Here is a 15,696-nt window from a genome sequence, read left to right on the forward strand (position 1 = left end):
AAAACTAAACGCGGGAAGGCGTGTCATCCGACGTTCATACTTGTACCGTATAGAGAGTTGGAGTGGATGAGGGATTGGCGCTGGGCTGATGGGGGCCTCTTCCACCTGGCATCGGGGATAGACATGGAAGATCTTGGGGTAGCAGTAGTAATCGAGGACGACGCCGATGTGCGGAACCTCCTTGAGGGAATCCTCCGTCAGGCCGGGTTTGAGGTCCATACCGCCGCCGAGGGGCGGGAGGGCGTTGAGGTGGTGCGACATAACAAGGCCCAGGTGGTCACGCTGGACATCGGCCTTCCGGACATTGACGGTTTTGAGGTCCTGCGGCGCATCCGGAATTTCAGTGATGCCTATGTAGTAATGCTGACCGGCCGGACCGAGGAGCCCGATCTGCTCTCGGCCCTGAACGCCGGGGCGGACGACTACATTGCGAAGCCCTTCAGGCCGCGTGAACTTCGGGCCAGGGTGGCGGCCATGATGCGCAGGCCGCGCCATGAGGTCGCCAGTCCACCCCAGGCGGCTACATGGGCCGAGCCTCCGGCCGCGCCGGCGAGCTTCACCCACACGGGGGTTCTCCAGCACAACGGGCTCATTCTGAACTACCGGACCCGCACGGTGGTGATTGGAGAGGTCAACCTTGGGCTCACGCGCAGCGAGTTCGACCTCCTGCACACTTTGCTCCGCGGCGAGGGGGAGGTGTGTACGCGGTCCGATCTGGTGCGAGCAGTCCGCGGTGACCTTTACGAGCCGGATGCCTATATCAGTGAGGCCGACGAACGGGCTGTTGAGGTTCACGTCGGCAACCTTCGCCGTAAGCTCCGGGAGGATCCGCAGTCACCGCGCTGGCTTCAGACTGTGCGGGGAGTGGGCTACCGGCTCGCACCAACAAGGACCGACCTGCAGGGCTGGCCGGGGGCTGGTCACTGAAGGGTTAGTCGTTTTTCAGGATGTAGTTCGTCTGGAGTTCTGAGACTGTACGCACTCCGTGCTCGGCCAGCGTTGCCAGCAGTGCCTGGCCTTGGACGAAGTCGCTGCGGCGGATGGCATCCTCCAGTGCTTGAGCCAGGACTGACAAACGGATCCCGCCCACCATGGCTGAAGCGATCCGCAGGCTGATGACGGCGTCCAAAGCAATGGGGCGGTCCTCGGTGTGGACCGCTGCCGCCAGCCGGCTGAAGCGCTGGTCCCACAAAGACGCGTAATCGCGGGCGAATCCAAGGGCAAGTTCGGGGCCGTCCAGTTCTGCTTCCAGCTCTGCCAGGATGTCCGGTTCGACCCAGCGCGCTGGCTCTTCGCCCATCATCGGCAGGCCAGCGCCCACGCCCGCAGCAGCCCCCGCAGCCGACGGTTCGGCAGGGACACCCCCGCTGCTGGAGGTGAGTCGTGGACTATCCATGCTTCAAGGCTACTTTCTGTAGTTACTTGTGAGTCCGTTTTGAGTAGAACCTGTGGAAACCTTGAGTCATCCTTGACTTGACGTATCTGCCGTCATTGCCCGCTGAATGTGACAACCGCGTTGATAACCGCCGGCCCCAGAATGGCAATAAAGAGCACGGGAAAAATAAAGAACAGCAGCGGAAAGAGGATCATCACCGGAAGCTTCATAGCCTTTTCCTCAGCACGCTGGCGGCGTTTTACCCGCATCACCTTCGCCTGGACCCGCAGTACGCGGCTGATGGCAATGCCGTACTTGTCTGCCTGGACAATGGCCTGGACGAAGCTGCGGAGCTCCGGGAGGCTGGTCCGTTCGGCGAGGGCCAGATAGGATTCCCGGCGGCTACGCCCCACTTGCATGTCCTGCAGAGTCCGGACCAATTCCTCTGCCAGCGGTCCCTTGCCGTTTGCACCCGCGCGTGCCATTGCTCCCTCGAATCCAAGCCCGGCTTCCACAGAGATGAGCATCTGGTCCAGGGTGTTCGCCAGTTCCAGCTGCATGAGCTTTTGGCGCTCCGTGCCTTTGCTGTACAGCATCAGGTCGGGAATGAAATACCCCAGGAACAGTACAAACAAACCCGTGAGCTTGATGAGCGGCGCCGGGCTGCTGGTGCTGATCAGCAGCCCCAGCAACGCCCCGATTAGCCCGAGCACGGGCTTTGCTGCAAGGATGCGGCCCAGCGGCCAGGCGACGGGCCGGCCTGCGAGTGACAGCAGGCGGTCGAGTTTGCGGACATAGGCTGCCGGCGTCAGCCGGTAGCCGATGCCGGAGAGGAATCCGCTGTTGTTTTTTTCCGGGGCTTGGGCATCCTGCCTGCCCCGCGTGAGGATCTCCACTGTGGCGGTGCGGCCCTTTCGGTCCACAGCGAGGAGGGACCAGGTGAGGTAACCAACCGGCAGGGCCACCATGAGGAGCGAGGAAAATGCCAAGGCATTCATGATTCAGCTCAAAACTTCAGATCGATGATTTTGCGCATCCACAAGCTGCCGATCGTCATTAGGATGACGGAGAGCCCGATCATTCCCCAGCCCAGGGGATGCGTGAACATTGAGTTCATGTACCCCGGGTTTACCCCCATGAGCATGACCACGATTCCAAACGGCATCGCGATGAGGATATACGCGGAGAATTTACCCTCTGCTGCCAGCGCCTTGATGTGGCCTTTGATTTCAGACCGCTCCCGGATGGTTTCATTCACCTGGTCGAGGACCTCCGCGAGGTTGCCACCCACTTCCCGGTTGATCTGGATGGCTTGGGCTACCCAGACGAAGTCTTCATTCTTCATCCGCTCGGCAGTATCCGTCAGTGACGCGAGGAGATCGCGACCCAAACTGGTCTCCGTGATGACGCGGCGCATTTCTTCCGACGTCGGGGCCTGCGATTCTTCAGCCGCGGCATCGATGGCACGGAGGATGCTGTGGCCCGCACGGAGGCCTCCAGCCAGCAACTGCAGGGTGTCGCCGAGCTGCTGATCGAAGCGGTTACGTCGCTTGCCTGCGCGGAAATTGAGGACAACATGCCCTATGAAGGGTGCCGCGGCGAACAGGAGGATCGCGAGGATGGGGCCGAGCACGATCAGCCCCACCAGGGCCCCCACCACGGCTCCGGCCCCCACCAAAACGAGGAACTCAGCCTGCGTCATGCGGACTCCGGCATTCTCCAACGCGTCCCGGCTGAAGAGGCGCAGGCTTCCGCCGTCAAGGGCTTTGTCAAAAATCCGTACTGTCGAACCAGCGATGCGGGTCAGCTGGGAAGCCGGCTCGGGTTCATAGGGACGCCGTCTGTCGAGGGGGACCTCAGGAGCGGGCCGGCGGATGAACGCAACACCCAGCAGGACTGCAGCAGCCAGGAAGAGGACCGCTCCGGCTGTCAGCATCATGGCCGGTTCACAGCGGGAACTGCAGGAGCCGCCGGTGTGGCGAACACTCCCGGCGAGACGTGGATTCCAAGGTCCTCAAAACGGTCGATGAAACGCGGGCGGATACCAGTGGCAACCGGACTGCCAAGGAAGCGGCCGTGTGCGTCCATACCCGCTGAGTAGTCAAATACAAAAGCGTCCTGAAGGGTGACGATATCGCCCTCCATGCCCTGGACTTCGGTGACATGGGTAATCCGCCGGGTGCCGTCGCGCAATCGTGAGATTTGCACAATCAGATTAACGGCTGAGGCAATTTGCTCCCGGATAGCGCGCAGGGGGAGATCCATGCCTGCCATCAGGACAAGCGTCTCCAAACGGGCCACGGCGTCGCGGGGCGAGTTGGAGTGAACGGTGGACAGGGAACCGTCGTGGCCAGTATTCATGGCCTGGAGCATATCCAGCGATTCGCCGCCACGTACCTCACCCACAACAATGCGGTCAGGGCGCATACGGAGCGAGTTCCGGAGCAGCTCGCGTATCGTCACTTCGCCCTTGCCCTCGGTGTTAGGCGGCCGGCTTTCCAGGCGCACCACGTGGTCCTGCTGGATCTGGAGTTCGACGGCGTCCTCAATGGTGACGATCCGTTCGTTCGCCGGCAGGAAAGATGACAGCACATTCAGCAGGGTGGTCTTTCCCGTCCCCGTTCCGCCCGAGACGATGATGTTCAGCTTCGCCTTCACACAGGCGTTCAGCAGCTCCGCCATTTCCGGGGTGAGCGTCCCGAAATCGATGAGGTTCCGAACCGTCAGGGGCACTTTGCTGAACTTACGAATGGTGAGGGAGGACCCGCCGACCGCCAGGGGCGGGATCACCGCGTTGACACGTGAGCCATCCTCGAGGCGGGCATCAACTAGGGGTGAAGACTCGTCAATGCGACGCCCCACCTTGGACACGATGCGTTCAATCACTTTCCGGAGATGGGCTTCGGAACTGAAGCGTGATTCCGTCAGCGTCAGCTGGCCCTTACGTTCCACATATATCTGGTCCATGCGGTTCACCATGATCTCGGTGACTTCGGGATCGTCAAGCAGCCGCTGAAGCGGTCCGTACCCCAGGACGTCGTCTGCGACGTCGCGAACAAGCCGCGTTCGCTCGTCGGCTGACAACGGGACCTGTTCCGTATCGATGATCCTAGTCAGCTCTTCGCGGGCTGTGGTCCTGAGCTCATGTTCGGTGACCGCCGAATCATTGAAGCGGGTTCCCATGCGCTCGAACAGGGCGGTGGCAGCGCGTTCCTTGAGAGCGGCAAAGACGTCAACGGGTTGTTGGGTTTTCGCTTTGGGCGGCTCAAGGTGGTCGGAGAAGCTTTCGCCGTCGTTCGCGGGCGTCGGGCGGAGGGTGGGCAGGCCGCCAGTCGCGGTTTTAGCTTCAGGCCGCTTGACCTCCGCCCGCTTGGATTCGCCAGCTCGGATGCGCGCTGAGGGTGTCTCCGGAGCGGCTTTGGCCTGCCGGGCAGGGGCCAGGGCGACGGCGGACTGCTGGGGCTGACCCTTGACCTGCGCAGCTTGGATACGCTCTGAAAGTTTCATTGGACGACCACCCTTCGATGCAGCTTCCGTTGGGCCTGGGCCCGCCAGGCCGGATTGAATCTGTCCACCAGTTGCCGCAGCCCCTTGGTGGCCGGATCTTTCACCGTCTCCTGAAGGACAGGGATGCCCCGATTGGTGGAAAGCGCGATAGCTCGTGAACGGGGGATATTCACGTCCACAGGCGCCCCGATGGTGGACTCAACGTCCTGCACTGTCAGCCCTGCTTTAGTGTCGGCCATATTGAGGACCACGTGGCGGGTCTCCGGGAGGATGTTGAGCTGGCGGAGGACGTCAAGTCCGGATCGCAGTCCACGGACACTGGGGATGTCCATGCCGCTGACCCACACCACGTCGGTGCAACGTTCCATGGCTGCCAGGCCGATCTCCGGGAGGCCGGGCGCTGTATCCACCACGACGTATTGAAACTCCTCAGCCAGCTGTTCAAGCAGCCGGCTGATCTGTTCCGGGGCGATTTCGTCAGCCTCAACCGGGCTCGGCGGAGCACACAAGGCGTAGATGCTCCCAGGATGGACAGTAAGAAACGCTTTCAGGACCAGGGAATCCTGGGCTGCGGCCGGTGAGACCGCGTCCGTCACAGTGTGCTGGGGATTGAGATAAAGCCCTGAGGCGACGTCGCCAAACTGCAGGTCAAGATCCACAATCACTACGCTCATGGGCGCGATCTTCCCCAGGCCAATGGCGATGTTGGTAGCAATGGTCGTTTTACCGACCCCGCCTTTGGGCGAAAACACACCGATCACCAGGCCCTTGGGAGTGCCAGGAGCCCCGGGCTGTTTTGGGTCCTGGGACCTGTGGCGGCTGGCGAAGGACTGGCAGGCACGCTCCAGCAGTACCCGGATCTGGGCTGGGTCCGACGCGGGGCTAAGGATGTCCCGGATGCCGGCGCGCATGGCCTGCAGGATGAACGACGGATCCGGTTCATTAACGAGGACGACGCTCAACTCGGGAAAGCCAACGGCCAATACCGTCGACAGGCGGAGCGCGTCATCAACGGGAACCTCAGGGCCAAGGATGAGTACCTCGGGAAATTCCTGATCCAGTTGGGCGAACAGCTCATGCGGATCCGCGGGCAAGACACTCGTGAAGAAGGTCTGGACGCCTCCCTGGAGGCCCCCTGCCACAGCCTGGCGCAGGCGGCCGTCAAAATTGACGTCGGGAGTCACCAGGACAAAGCGGCTCACTTGTATACCTCCGGCCGCTGCATGACCCGCGGACCGTTGTCCTGGGCATCGAGCGGTTCACGGGTTAGCCAGATGCTGGCAAACTCTGAGGCGAAAATGATCTTGGCGGCGTCGACGTCGTTCACGGCCACCGTGAGCATCAGCGATCCTGTGGGAAGGGTTGAATCACGGGGATCTGTTGCCGGTTCTGCGCTCTCAGAGGGTGCCGGTTTCGCGGCAGCTGCTTCGGGTGCCCGTTGGACTGCTGTCACGAGTGCCTTGTGGACGGACAGCTGGGTTGTTTCCTTATCTGTCTTCGCTTCCAGCCCACCTTGCTTCATAGAGATAAACACGCCTACGTGGTCGCCCGGAGCAAGCCGCCCGCCGACGACGCGCTGGGGTTCCAACTGGAATGACACCTCCTGGAGGCCGGCAGGCACGTTAACCGATCCGGATGTCTTGAGGTCTTCCGGTGCGACCAGGCGCTCGGCCACCAACTGTTCACCAGGCACGAGGTCCACTGCCGCTACTTTCCCGGCTTCACTGTCGAGGGTGGTCAGCGATGTTTTTGCAACCGATGCACCGGGAAGCTGCTCTGTGGCGATGGAGGCCTTGAAGGCCTCCACCGGAGTGCCGGCAGGGATTGCCTGTTTTACCACCAGCACGCCGACGGGCTCCAACTCTTGCACCGCGCGCTGGTCGGCTCCTTGGGCGTAGGTGAACATCAGCACAGCGCCGATGATAGCCAGCACCACTGCCGCGACTCCTGCCAACAAGCGTGACTTCACTGACTGCTCCTGTAGTATTCCGGGCCAAGGTTATTCATGGCGGCTAACTGGTGAATTCGACGACGGTGGCGCCGTAGGGACTGACGGGACCGAGCACGTAACCGTCAGACAGTGACACGTATTTGACGAAGCTTCCGATAATTCCTCGGCAGTTTCCTGTGCAGGCCATGGTGCTTCCTACGTGGGCTGCCTCGTTGTGGAAGACAAGGGGGAGGTCAGATCCGCCACTGAACTTCCAGCCCTTGACATTGAAGGCCGCGAACGAAGTGAGGACATACGAGGCGCCGGAGCCGGTGCCCGTCACTGCTGCGTACACCGGAAGAAGAACTGTGATGTCGCGTCCTGCAGTGAGTTCGGCGGCCCATTTGTTGAGGATGGCGTCGCAGTTCGAGGGACCGTCATTGCCTGTGTCGCTCCCACTTTCAAGGATCGCCAGGTTGACGCTGCCGCCGCAGCTGCCCGGATCTTGAACAATCCACCCGAAGCCGCCGGGCACGGTGCTTCCTGCCGAACCCATCGGACCACAATCGGTGTTTGCATTTGAGCTGTGGTTCTGGAGCAGTTGGCTTGCACCACCCACCATCCCCGCAACCTGGCACACCGAAAAAGCCAAGGGGAAGGGGGTGGTTCCTTCCAGCGGACTGCCCCAGCGGACGGTGGCGCTCGCTATGACCTCCGCACTGGCGATTCCCAAGGCGTTTGCGAAGAGGAGCGTTACCCGGTTTGGATCCTTGCCCTGTTCCTGGGCTCCCGCCGTCACGCTGACCGTCCGGTTCGGTAAATCCAGCCCAAGGGACTTAATATTGCTTCTGCCATCTAGGGCGTTACCGCTCAGAACGGAGGCAGCGAGGGTAGAAGTAGCGGCGCAGTTTGGGTCGGCATTGCTAGTAGCGCATTTCTGGGCCACGAGCAGGGCCGCGGCGTCGGCGCCATTCTGGAGCTGTGCCTTCTCGGAATAGAGCATCCCGACGTCCACGGCAATGGCCGTGAATCCCAAGAGCACCACCATGAGAAGAGCCACAATAACGCTGATGCCGCCGCGTTCCCTTTCCTGCTCCACGTTCAGCCGCCGCACAGCATTACCCCCTTGCCCTTCATGGTGAACGGACCGGCGATTCCGGTCAATGTGCTGAGCGTGTAATTGACGGTCACAGTCATCTGCGCGGTGGCGGTGCAGTTGGCTGTGCTGAATATGATGTTTGCGTCAGCAATGCCTGGGTTGAGAGAAACGGCAGCGTTCTTGGCCGCTGTCCGGGCTGAGGTCTGGTTGTTGGAAACTGCCATGACCCGCACGCCCTCTCGGGCGGCATTGGTCAGGGAGATTTGAGCGTTGTAGGCACGGCCAAATTCCATGGTGCCCAGCAGGATCATGACAAGGACGGGTGCCAGGATGGCGAACTCGACGGCAACGGCACCGCGCTCGGAGGCCCTGGACATGTGCTGCCTTTCGTTCAGGCCAATGGTGCGTGACCGCAGAGTGGCGGCGGCCTGACCGCCGCCGCCACTTTACTGGTGGTTGATGTGTCGAATACGTCTGCGGGCTATGACTGGACGCAGGTGCCTGAGGCAGCCCCGACGCCGGGAGTAAAGACGCCGCCGCCAATTTTGCACTGCACCTGGACAAACATGTCTTGCAGTGTGGTTCCGAGCAGGGACACTGCCACGATGATGACAACGGCGATGAGGCCGACCATGATGCCGTATTCGACGGCCGTGGCGCCTTGTTCGTTGCGCTGAAGGCGGGCTGCGAGGTTCGTGTAGAGAGAAAGCATTTTGAGACTCCTGAGCGAGTTTTGGGGAGGCTGGTCCAGCACCAGCTCTGACAGGAACATAGCAAGTCTTGACCGGGTCTTGACCGGAACTTGCAGGATCCTGTGCTAGGCCTTCCCAAGATGCCCTCATCCTGCGCTTTTCCTTCGCGGGCACTGTGCTGAACCTTGGAATCAGGAATGTCTGAGCACACAAACGGACCCCCTCGGTTCTGGGTTCCGAGGGGGTCCGGTATTTGGGTTGCGGGTTTCTGGAGGCAGGGTGACCGGCAAAGCTAACGGCCCTAGAGCCCCTTAGAAAACATTGCAACGATGCTGATGACAGCCGGGCCGAGGATAACTGTGAACAGTACAGGCAGAATGCAGAAGATCAACGGGAAAAGAACCTTCACAGGTAGCTTCATAGCCTTTTCTTCTGCGCGCTGGCGCCTTCTGACACGCATTTGCTTCGCCTGGATTCGGAGTACACTCGCCAGTGCTATGCCATAGGCGTCTGCCTGCACCACAGAGCGGACGAAGCTCCGCAGGTCAGGCACATCAGCCCTTTCAGCCATGGCCAGATAGGCATCCTTACGACTTCGACCCACCTGCAAATCCTGAAGCGTGCGGACAAGCTCCTCAGCAAGCGGTCCCTTGCCGTTCTGGCCTGCTCGCGCCATAGCCGTTTCGAATCCGAGTCCTGCCTCTACCGAGATAAGCATCTGGTCCAAGGTGTTGGGCAGCTCCAGTTGAATGGCCTTTTGACGCTTGGCGCCGCGGCTGTGGATCAGAAGATCTGGAATGAAGTACGCCAGCGCCGTCAAGGCGATCGCGAGCAACAGGATCGGTCCCGTCGGAGACTTCACAAGGAGCACGATGCCGACCATGGCTACTATGAATGCCAAGGCGGGCTTGGCTATCAGTAGGCGCTCGAGGGGCATGTTTGCAGGCCGGCCAGCCCTAGACAGAAGTTTGTCCAGCCACCCCGTGTATCCCTTCGGCGTCATTCGTAGACCGAGCCCAGCCAAACTTCTGGTATCAGTCGCTGTGGGGCCTTCGTCCTTGACCCGGCCGCCGCGCCCCAGGTTGTTTTGAACGGCAGCCAAACCACTTCGGTCGATGGATATGAGCGACCAGACCATCACAGAACACGGAACAACAATTAGTCCCACGATCAGCCACGCCATTGCAGTCATTGCGATACCCCCTAGAACTTAATCTTGACGACGCGGCTGAGCCAGAAGGAACCGAGCGCCAGCAGGATCACCGAAAATCCCATCATGATCCAACCAAGGACACTGGTATAGAACGACCCTGTGTATACGGGATTTGCAATACTCAGGTAGAGAAATATCCCCACAGGCAGGGCAACCAGGATGTAGGCGGAAAGCTTGCCTTCGGCGCTCAGAGACTTGACCTGTCCTTTGATCTCGGAGCGCTCCCGGATAGTTTCACCTACTTGGTCGAGTACCTCTGCCAAGTTGCCACCCACCTCTCGGTGAATTTCGATGGCTTGGCCTATCCAGTCGAAATCCTCGCTCTTCAGCCGTCGGGCAGCGTCCAGCATCGAGTCCCTTAGGTCGCGTCCCAATCGTGTCTCATTGACTAGCCTGGCAAATTCCTCGGAGGTGGGTGAATCTGCCTCCTGGGAGACGGCATCAACTGAACGCAAAAGGCTATGGCCCGCCCGCAATCCCCCTGCCAGCATCTGTATGGTGTCCCCGAGTTGCGCGTCAAACTTTGCCCGACGGCGGTTGGTCATGATCCTGAGGAATAGCATCGCGCTGAACGGTGTGAGCACAACAAAGAGCAACCCGATGAAGATGCCTCCCAAGATGAACCCGACAACGCCAGTCGTGACCCCGACACAGCACACCAGCAGGATGAAATCCGCCTGCCGCAGACGCAAACCGGCCTGCTCAAGCGATTCCCGGGTGCCGAAGCGGGCGTTTTTGCTGACATTTCGGTCCACGAAGGAGACGGCAGACTCCGCCGCGCGGGTCAGGAGGGACGGCTCATCGATGACGCCCGGTCGTCGTCGGGACAGTGCGATGCCGGACTTGCCTGTCCCAAGCGTGGAAAGCAGCAGGATCGCGAGGGAAACAAAGCACAAGGCAACGCCGACCGTGAAGAAGATGGGGTCTGTTGTGTTCACCTGTAACCACCTCCTGTGGGCATGCTTCCGAAGACGGCCGGTGACAGGGGGATGCCCAGTTCGGCAAAATGGTCAACGAATCGAGGCCTGACGCCGGTTGGGATGGGGCGGCCCAGGAACCTGCCGTTGGCGTCAACGCCGGCACTGTAGTCGAAAGTGAATGCATCTTGGAGAGTGACTATGTCCCCTTCCATCCCCTGAACCTCTGTCACATGGGTGACGCGGCGGGTGCCATCCCGAAGCCGGGAGATGTGAACGATCAAGTTGACCGCGGAGGCAATCTGTTCGCGAATGGCCCTCAGCGGCAAGTCCATCCCGGCCATTAGCACCAAGGTTTCAAGCCGCGCAATGGCATCCCGGGGCGAATTGGCGTGCACCGTGGATATTGAACCATCATGGCCTGTGTTCATCGCCTGCAACATGTCGAGTGATTCACCGCCGCGCACTTCGCCGATAACGATCCGGTCGGGCCTCATACGAAGCGAATTCCGAACCAGGTCCCTGATGGAGATCTCTCCCTTGCCTTCAATGTTGCGTGGCCGGCTTTCAAGCCGGACCACGTGTTCCTGTTGTAGTTGGAGTTCCACGGCGTCCTCGATGGTGACGATGCGTTCATCGGCTGGGAGGAAGGATGACAAGACATTCAGTAGAGTGGTCTTTCCCGTGCCCGTACCGCCGGAGACGATGATGTTTAGTCGGGCGTGGACGCAGGCATTCAACAGTTCCGCCATCTCCGGTGACAGAGTACCGAATGAAATCAGATTGTCGACGGTCAATGGCACCTGCCCGAACTTTCGAATCGTTAGCGATGATCCGCTGACGGCAAGCGGCGCGATGATCGCGTTCACACGCGAGCCATCTGAGAGCCTGGCGTCGACCATCGGAGAGGATTCGTCGATGCGCCGTCCCACTTTGGTCACGATGCGTTCGATGATCCGGCGCAGGTGCTCCTCGGAGCTGAACCGTGCATCGGCGAGGAACAGCCTGCCTCCCCGCTCCACGTACACTTTGTCGGGTCCATTCACCATGACTTCTGTAACCGCAGCATCGTTCAGGAGCTTCTGAAGCGGGCCGAGCCCCAGGACATCGTCGATGATTTCCTGAACGAGACGGTGCCGTTCGGGCGCCGAGAGCGGAATCTCATCTTCGTCAATGATGGCCCGAAGCTCATCCTTGACATAACTTTGGAGCTCTGACTCGTCCAGGGACGAATCAGTGATCCGGCTGCCCATCCGCTCGTAGAGGGCCGCACTTGCGCGATCTTTTATCGCGTTCAAGGCCTCGTTGGCATCCGCGCCGCGGCTCCTCGGCTCGCTGGTGATTCCCTGGGGCTCGACTTGCGATCCTGCGCCACCGGCCCAAGGGCCGCTCGTAGCTACGGGCTGCTTGGCGGTTTCGGTGTCGACGCCCCGGAGGGACTCCAGACGCTTGCTGAGGTTCATTGGACTACTGCCCTTCTGTGAAGTTTCTTGTGGGGGCGTGACTCCCAGGTGGCGCTGAACCGTTCTACAAGCTGGCGCAGCCCTTTGGTCACGGGGTCCCTGGTGCCTTCTTGCAGCAGCGGAACGCCTTTGTTTGTGGAAAACGGCACGGCCCGCGATCGCTGGAGGACAACATCTACAGGACAGCCGATGGTGGCCTCAACGTCCTGCAACGTCAGGCCTGACCGCCGGTCCGCAAAGTTGAGAACGACGTGTCGATTCGGAGGCACGAGGTCGAGTTCGGTGAGGATGCTGAATCCGGTGCGGAGCCCCCGGATGCTCGGAATATCCATGCCACAGACCCACACTGCGTCTGTGGCCTGATCCAGCGTGGCCAGAACATGTTCACCGAGTCCCGGGGCTGAATCAACAACGACATATTGGAACTCGTTGGCCAGTTGGCTCAGCAGCCTTCCCACTTGTTCGCCGGTTATCTGGTCGGCATCAGCGGGCCGGAACGGGGCGCAAAGGGCGTAGATGCCCGATGGGTGAAGCGTCAGATAAGACTTCAGCACCACGCTGTCCTGGACTGCTGCCCCAACCACCGCATCAGCCAATGTCCGCTCGGGATCCAGCATCAGCCCGGAAGCAACGTCGCCGAACTGGAGATCGAGGTCAACCACCACAACGCCCATTGGAGCTTCCTTGCCCAATCCGACGGCAAGGTTCGTTGTAATGGTTGTCTTGCCGACACCGCCTTTGGGAGACATGACCGCGATAATCCGGCCGCTCCTTGGCTGTCCTTCGACGGAGTTGCCCAATCCACGGCGGCGGCCGGCGGCTGCCAGACTTGCCCGCTCCAGCAGCTTTCGAATGGTGTCAGCATTCGAACCGGGGTGTAGCAAATCCCTGATGCCGGCCCGCATGGCGGGAAGCGCAATCTCGTCTTCACTTTCGGTCACCAGCACTACGCTGATTTCCGGATATTGAAGGTCGAAGAGACTGGCCAGCCGGATGGAGTCATCCATTGGCAAGCCGGGCCCAAGCAAGATAACTTCCACCGGGTCGCCACTTAGCACCTGGAGCAAATCGTCGGGACCAGGCGGAAGGTAGTCTGCTGTGATTGGATGGAAGGTGCCGTGCAATCCGGAGGCCGCCTGCCTTACGCGCTTTTCAAAATCCTGATCTGACGTGATCAGTACGTAGCGGCTCATCGGTACAGCTCCGGCTTCTTGACCACTACCGGTGCGCCCTCTGTGGCAGTTGAAGGTTCCTTGGTGAGCCACAAGGTCCCAAAGTGGGCCCCAAATGCGATCTTGGCCGAGTCAGCGTCGTTGCGGGCAAATGTTACGATCATCTGTCCGGTTGGCAACGCCGTATTGGACTGTTCGGCCGCATCGGTCGCCTTCGGCTCAGCAGGCGCCTCAGACAACGGGCGCTGTACGCTCGTCACCAGAACCTTATGAAAGACCTGCTGGCCAGACTCGAGCTCCGGCGAATCCTTCAAGGCGCCCTTGTCGAACAGGACTACGATGCCTACCGTATCGCCGGCGGCGATACGCCCCCCAACCGCCCGCTCTGCCTCCAGCTGAACCGAGACTTCCTGCATCCCCTCTGGAACGGGTACGGAGCCCGGCGCGGATAGGCTGCTTGGATCGGCGAGGCGGACACCGAGCAGCGGTTCTCCGGGCAGGAGTTCCACGGCGGCTACCTTGCCGTTCAGCCCCTCCAGGCTTTTCAATGCCCCATTGGGGACCGAAGCTGAAGGTAGCGAGGTGAGTTTGACTGCAGCTTTGATTTCCTCAAGATCAGAACCCTGCGGGATCTGTTCTTGGATGACTAGCACTTCGACGGGCTTTAGGTCCTCTTGGGCCCTGGCCTCGGATCCTTGAACATATGAGACCAGTAGCAGCGTGCCAACTAATGCCAGCACGAGTGCGACGATGCCTCCCAGTAGGCGAGTTTTCACTTTGTCTTTCTCCTTAGTTGTTAGAAATGAAGGATTTCTGCGGCTAGCTACTTGGTCAGTTGGACGCCGAGTGCGTCGTACGTTATGGGCCCACCTAGGGTGGCTGCTTCGGTCAGAGTTACCTTTCGGATAAACTCGCCGAAGATGCCGCGATCGCTGCCTTTGAGCTTGAGATCCTTCTCCAGGACTTTTGCATCCGGCGTCATGTAGTACCACGGCAGAGTGTTACTGCCCGATAGGTTCCAACCGCGAAGCGAAATCTGTGCAAAGGCCTCGACGCGGAAGGATTTTCCATATGGCGAGTCAGCGCAGGGATCGACACCCGTACCACCCTTGTCAGGACATGCCGTGTCGAAGATCGGGATCAGGATCTCCACCGTTTTTCCGGTGTCAAGACGCGCACCCCATCCGTTGAGCATGGTCACGCAGGAACCGTCGGGGCTGTTCCCTGGCCTTGCTTCTACCCAGGGATTGTTCACGTCGACACGCAAGCTGCAGTTAGCGTTCGGGTCCTGGAGCCAGCCGAAGCCGCCCGGAAGCTCGTGTCCAGAGGATGACTGATGCGTGCAGTTGTACGGAGGGCTCTCTGAAATCGAGGAACCATGGGTTGGGAAGAATTGCAGGCCCTCGACAAATGTGGGGTCTGCCTCGCATTGGGAGAATGTCAGGGGGACAACGTCTGCCGCCGCAATGCCACCAAACTGTGCCTGCGCGGAGGCAACTATGTCCGCTGTATCGATGCCCAGGACCCGGGCAAACGCAAGCGAGAAGTGCTTGTCGCCAGCGCCATTCTCAGTTTGTGTGGTGACATCCACTGTTGCGCCAGTCACGGTGGCCTTCAGTACGTGGCTCGAACCGTCGATGGCGTTGCCCTTGGCAAGTGGAGCCGCGTCCTCTTTGGGTGCTGCGCAGGCGGCAATTGAGGCCGCGGTTGGTGGGGTGGCGGCACACGCCTGCGCAATTGACAGGGCGGCGGAGTCCGCGCCGTTCTGGAGCTGGGCATGTTCGGAATACATAGTTGCCACGTCGACGGCAAACGCCGCCATCCCAATCAACACCACCATGAGGACGGCGCTCAATGGAGCGATGACTCCGCGCTCGCGTTCGTCGTGATCTATCCGCCACATCGCATTACGCCTTTGCTTGAAATGTCGAGGTTGGCCGGCAGCCCTGGGATGAGGCCCGGCAGGCCGGTCAGGTAGGGAGTCACCACTTTGATGGTGACGACAACGGTTTCGCCGGCCGCACAGGCCGATCCGCCGGAGTAGGCAATCTGAATGTCTGAGGGCCCCAATGCCACTGAAGGCGCGGCGCTGACTCCTACTGCCTTGGCGTCGGCTGCAGAGAAGCCTGCCTTCGAGGAGTGAATCGCCGTATACCTGGCTGTTTCGCGGGCTGCTTCGGACAGCGAGACCTGGATGTTAAAAGCCCTGCCGAACTCGACGATTCCGAATACAAGCATCAGAAAGATTGGGAGAATCAGGGCGAATTCGACGGCGACCGCACCTTTTTCACTAAGGGATCCGGAGCGTAGTGCGGCCCTAGTATTGAC

The 15,696-nt window shown here is 60.4% G+C and carries 17 protein-coding genes; 1 reads left to right on the plus strand and 16 read right to left on the minus strand.

Annotated elements, in window-relative coordinates:
- Positions 1–123: 123 nt before the first annotated feature.
- Entirely contained in the window at positions 124–927 is an 804-nt protein-coding gene (locus NG698_RS19600) for a response regulator transcription factor (RefSeq protein ID WP_252598393.1), read from the plus strand.
- A 4-nt stretch (positions 928–931) separates the two neighbouring features.
- Here the strand turns inward: NG698_RS19600 and NG698_RS19605 are convergent, their stop codons facing one another.
- The 16 genes from NG698_RS19605 to NG698_RS19680 form a co-directional block, all read right to left on the minus strand.
- A complete protein-coding gene (locus NG698_RS19605) occupies positions 932–1,396 on the minus strand; it encodes an Hpt domain-containing protein (RefSeq protein ID WP_252598391.1) in 465 nt (154 codons plus the stop codon).
- Between the two features lie 92 nt (positions 1,397–1,488).
- Positions 1,489–2,373 (minus strand): type II secretion system F family protein, encoded by an 885-nt coding sequence (locus tag NG698_RS19610; protein WP_252611819.1) that lies wholly within the window; start codon positions 2,371–2,373, stop codon positions 1,489–1,491.
- 8 nt (positions 2,374–2,381) lie between these two features.
- A complete protein-coding gene (locus NG698_RS19615) occupies positions 2,382–3,314 on the minus strand; it encodes a type II secretion system F family protein (RefSeq protein ID WP_252611822.1) in 933 nt (310 codons plus the stop codon).
- Positions 3,311–4,882, minus strand: a complete 1,572-nt coding sequence (locus NG698_RS19620; RefSeq protein WP_252598387.1) for a TadA family conjugal transfer-associated ATPase — start codon at positions 4,880–4,882, stop codon at positions 3,311–3,313. The genes NG698_RS19615 and NG698_RS19620 overlap by 4 nt, the downstream gene beginning before the upstream one ends.
- Complete coding sequence (locus NG698_RS19625) at positions 4,879–6,084, minus strand: CpaE/TadZ family protein (RefSeq protein ID WP_252598386.1); 1,206 nt, start codon at positions 6,082–6,084, stop codon at positions 4,879–4,881. The genes NG698_RS19620 and NG698_RS19625 overlap by 4 nt, the downstream gene beginning before the upstream one ends.
- Entirely contained in the window at positions 6,081–6,851 is a 771-nt protein-coding gene (gene cpaB, locus NG698_RS19630; protein WP_252598385.1) for a Flp pilus assembly protein CpaB, read from the minus strand. Before cpaB (NG698_RS19630) ends, NG698_RS19625 begins: the two co-directional genes overlap by 4 nt.
- Positions 6,852–6,894: 43 nt before the next feature.
- The gene (locus NG698_RS19635) at positions 6,895–7,926 is read right to left on the minus strand and encodes a pilus assembly protein TadG-related protein (protein ID WP_252611824.1); all 1,032 of its coding nucleotides are present in this window, start codon (positions 7,924–7,926) and stop codon (positions 6,895–6,897) included.
- The gene (locus tag NG698_RS19640) at positions 7,914–8,288 is read right to left on the minus strand and encodes a TadE/TadG family type IV pilus assembly protein (protein WP_252598383.1); all 375 of its coding nucleotides are present in this window, start codon (positions 8,286–8,288) and stop codon (positions 7,914–7,916) included. Before NG698_RS19640 ends, NG698_RS19635 begins: the two co-directional genes overlap by 13 nt.
- Before the next feature lie 104 nt (positions 8,289–8,392).
- Positions 8,393–8,623 carry a Flp family type IVb pilin gene (locus tag NG698_RS19645; RefSeq protein ID WP_252598382.1) on the minus strand — a complete coding sequence of 77 codons (231 nt, stop codon included), beginning with the start codon at positions 8,621–8,623 and terminating at the stop codon, positions 8,393–8,395.
- 281 nt (positions 8,624–8,904) lie between these two features.
- Positions 8,905–9,795 carry a type II secretion system F family protein gene (locus NG698_RS19650; RefSeq protein WP_252611826.1) on the minus strand — a complete coding sequence of 297 codons (891 nt, stop codon included), beginning with the start codon at positions 9,793–9,795 and terminating at the stop codon, positions 8,905–8,907.
- Between the two features lie 11 nt (positions 9,796–9,806).
- Positions 9,807–10,754, minus strand: a complete 948-nt coding sequence (locus tag NG698_RS19655; protein WP_252611828.1) for a type II secretion system F family protein — start codon at positions 10,752–10,754, stop codon at positions 9,807–9,809.
- Positions 10,751–12,196, minus strand: coding sequence for a TadA family conjugal transfer-associated ATPase (locus tag NG698_RS19660; protein WP_252598379.1), 1,446 nt, complete (start codon positions 12,194–12,196; stop codon positions 10,751–10,753). Before NG698_RS19660 ends, NG698_RS19655 begins: the two co-directional genes overlap by 4 nt.
- On the minus strand, positions 12,193–13,389 hold the full coding sequence (locus NG698_RS19665; protein ID WP_252598660.1) for a CpaE/TadZ family protein: 1,197 nt from the start codon (positions 13,387–13,389) through the stop codon (positions 12,193–12,195). Before NG698_RS19665 ends, NG698_RS19660 begins: the two co-directional genes overlap by 4 nt.
- Entirely contained in the window at positions 13,386–14,144 is a 759-nt protein-coding gene (cpaB, locus tag NG698_RS19670) for a Flp pilus assembly protein CpaB (RefSeq protein ID WP_252598378.1), read from the minus strand. Before cpaB (NG698_RS19670) ends, NG698_RS19665 begins: the two co-directional genes overlap by 4 nt.
- A gap of 47 nt (positions 14,145–14,191) precedes the next feature.
- On the minus strand, positions 14,192–15,271 hold the full coding sequence (locus tag NG698_RS19675) for a pilus assembly protein TadG-related protein (protein ID WP_252598377.1): 1,080 nt from the start codon (positions 15,269–15,271) through the stop codon (positions 14,192–14,194).
- Positions 15,259–15,606, minus strand: a complete 348-nt coding sequence (locus tag NG698_RS19680; protein WP_252598376.1) for a TadE/TadG family type IV pilus assembly protein — start codon at positions 15,604–15,606, stop codon at positions 15,259–15,261. Before NG698_RS19680 ends, NG698_RS19675 begins: the two co-directional genes overlap by 13 nt.
- Between the last annotated feature and the right edge of the window lie 90 nt (positions 15,607–15,696).

Source organism: Pseudarthrobacter raffinosi (genome assembly GCF_023913735.1).
In the GTDB taxonomy this organism is placed as follows: Bacteria; Actinomycetota; Actinomycetes; order Actinomycetales; family Micrococcaceae; genus Arthrobacter; species Arthrobacter raffinosi.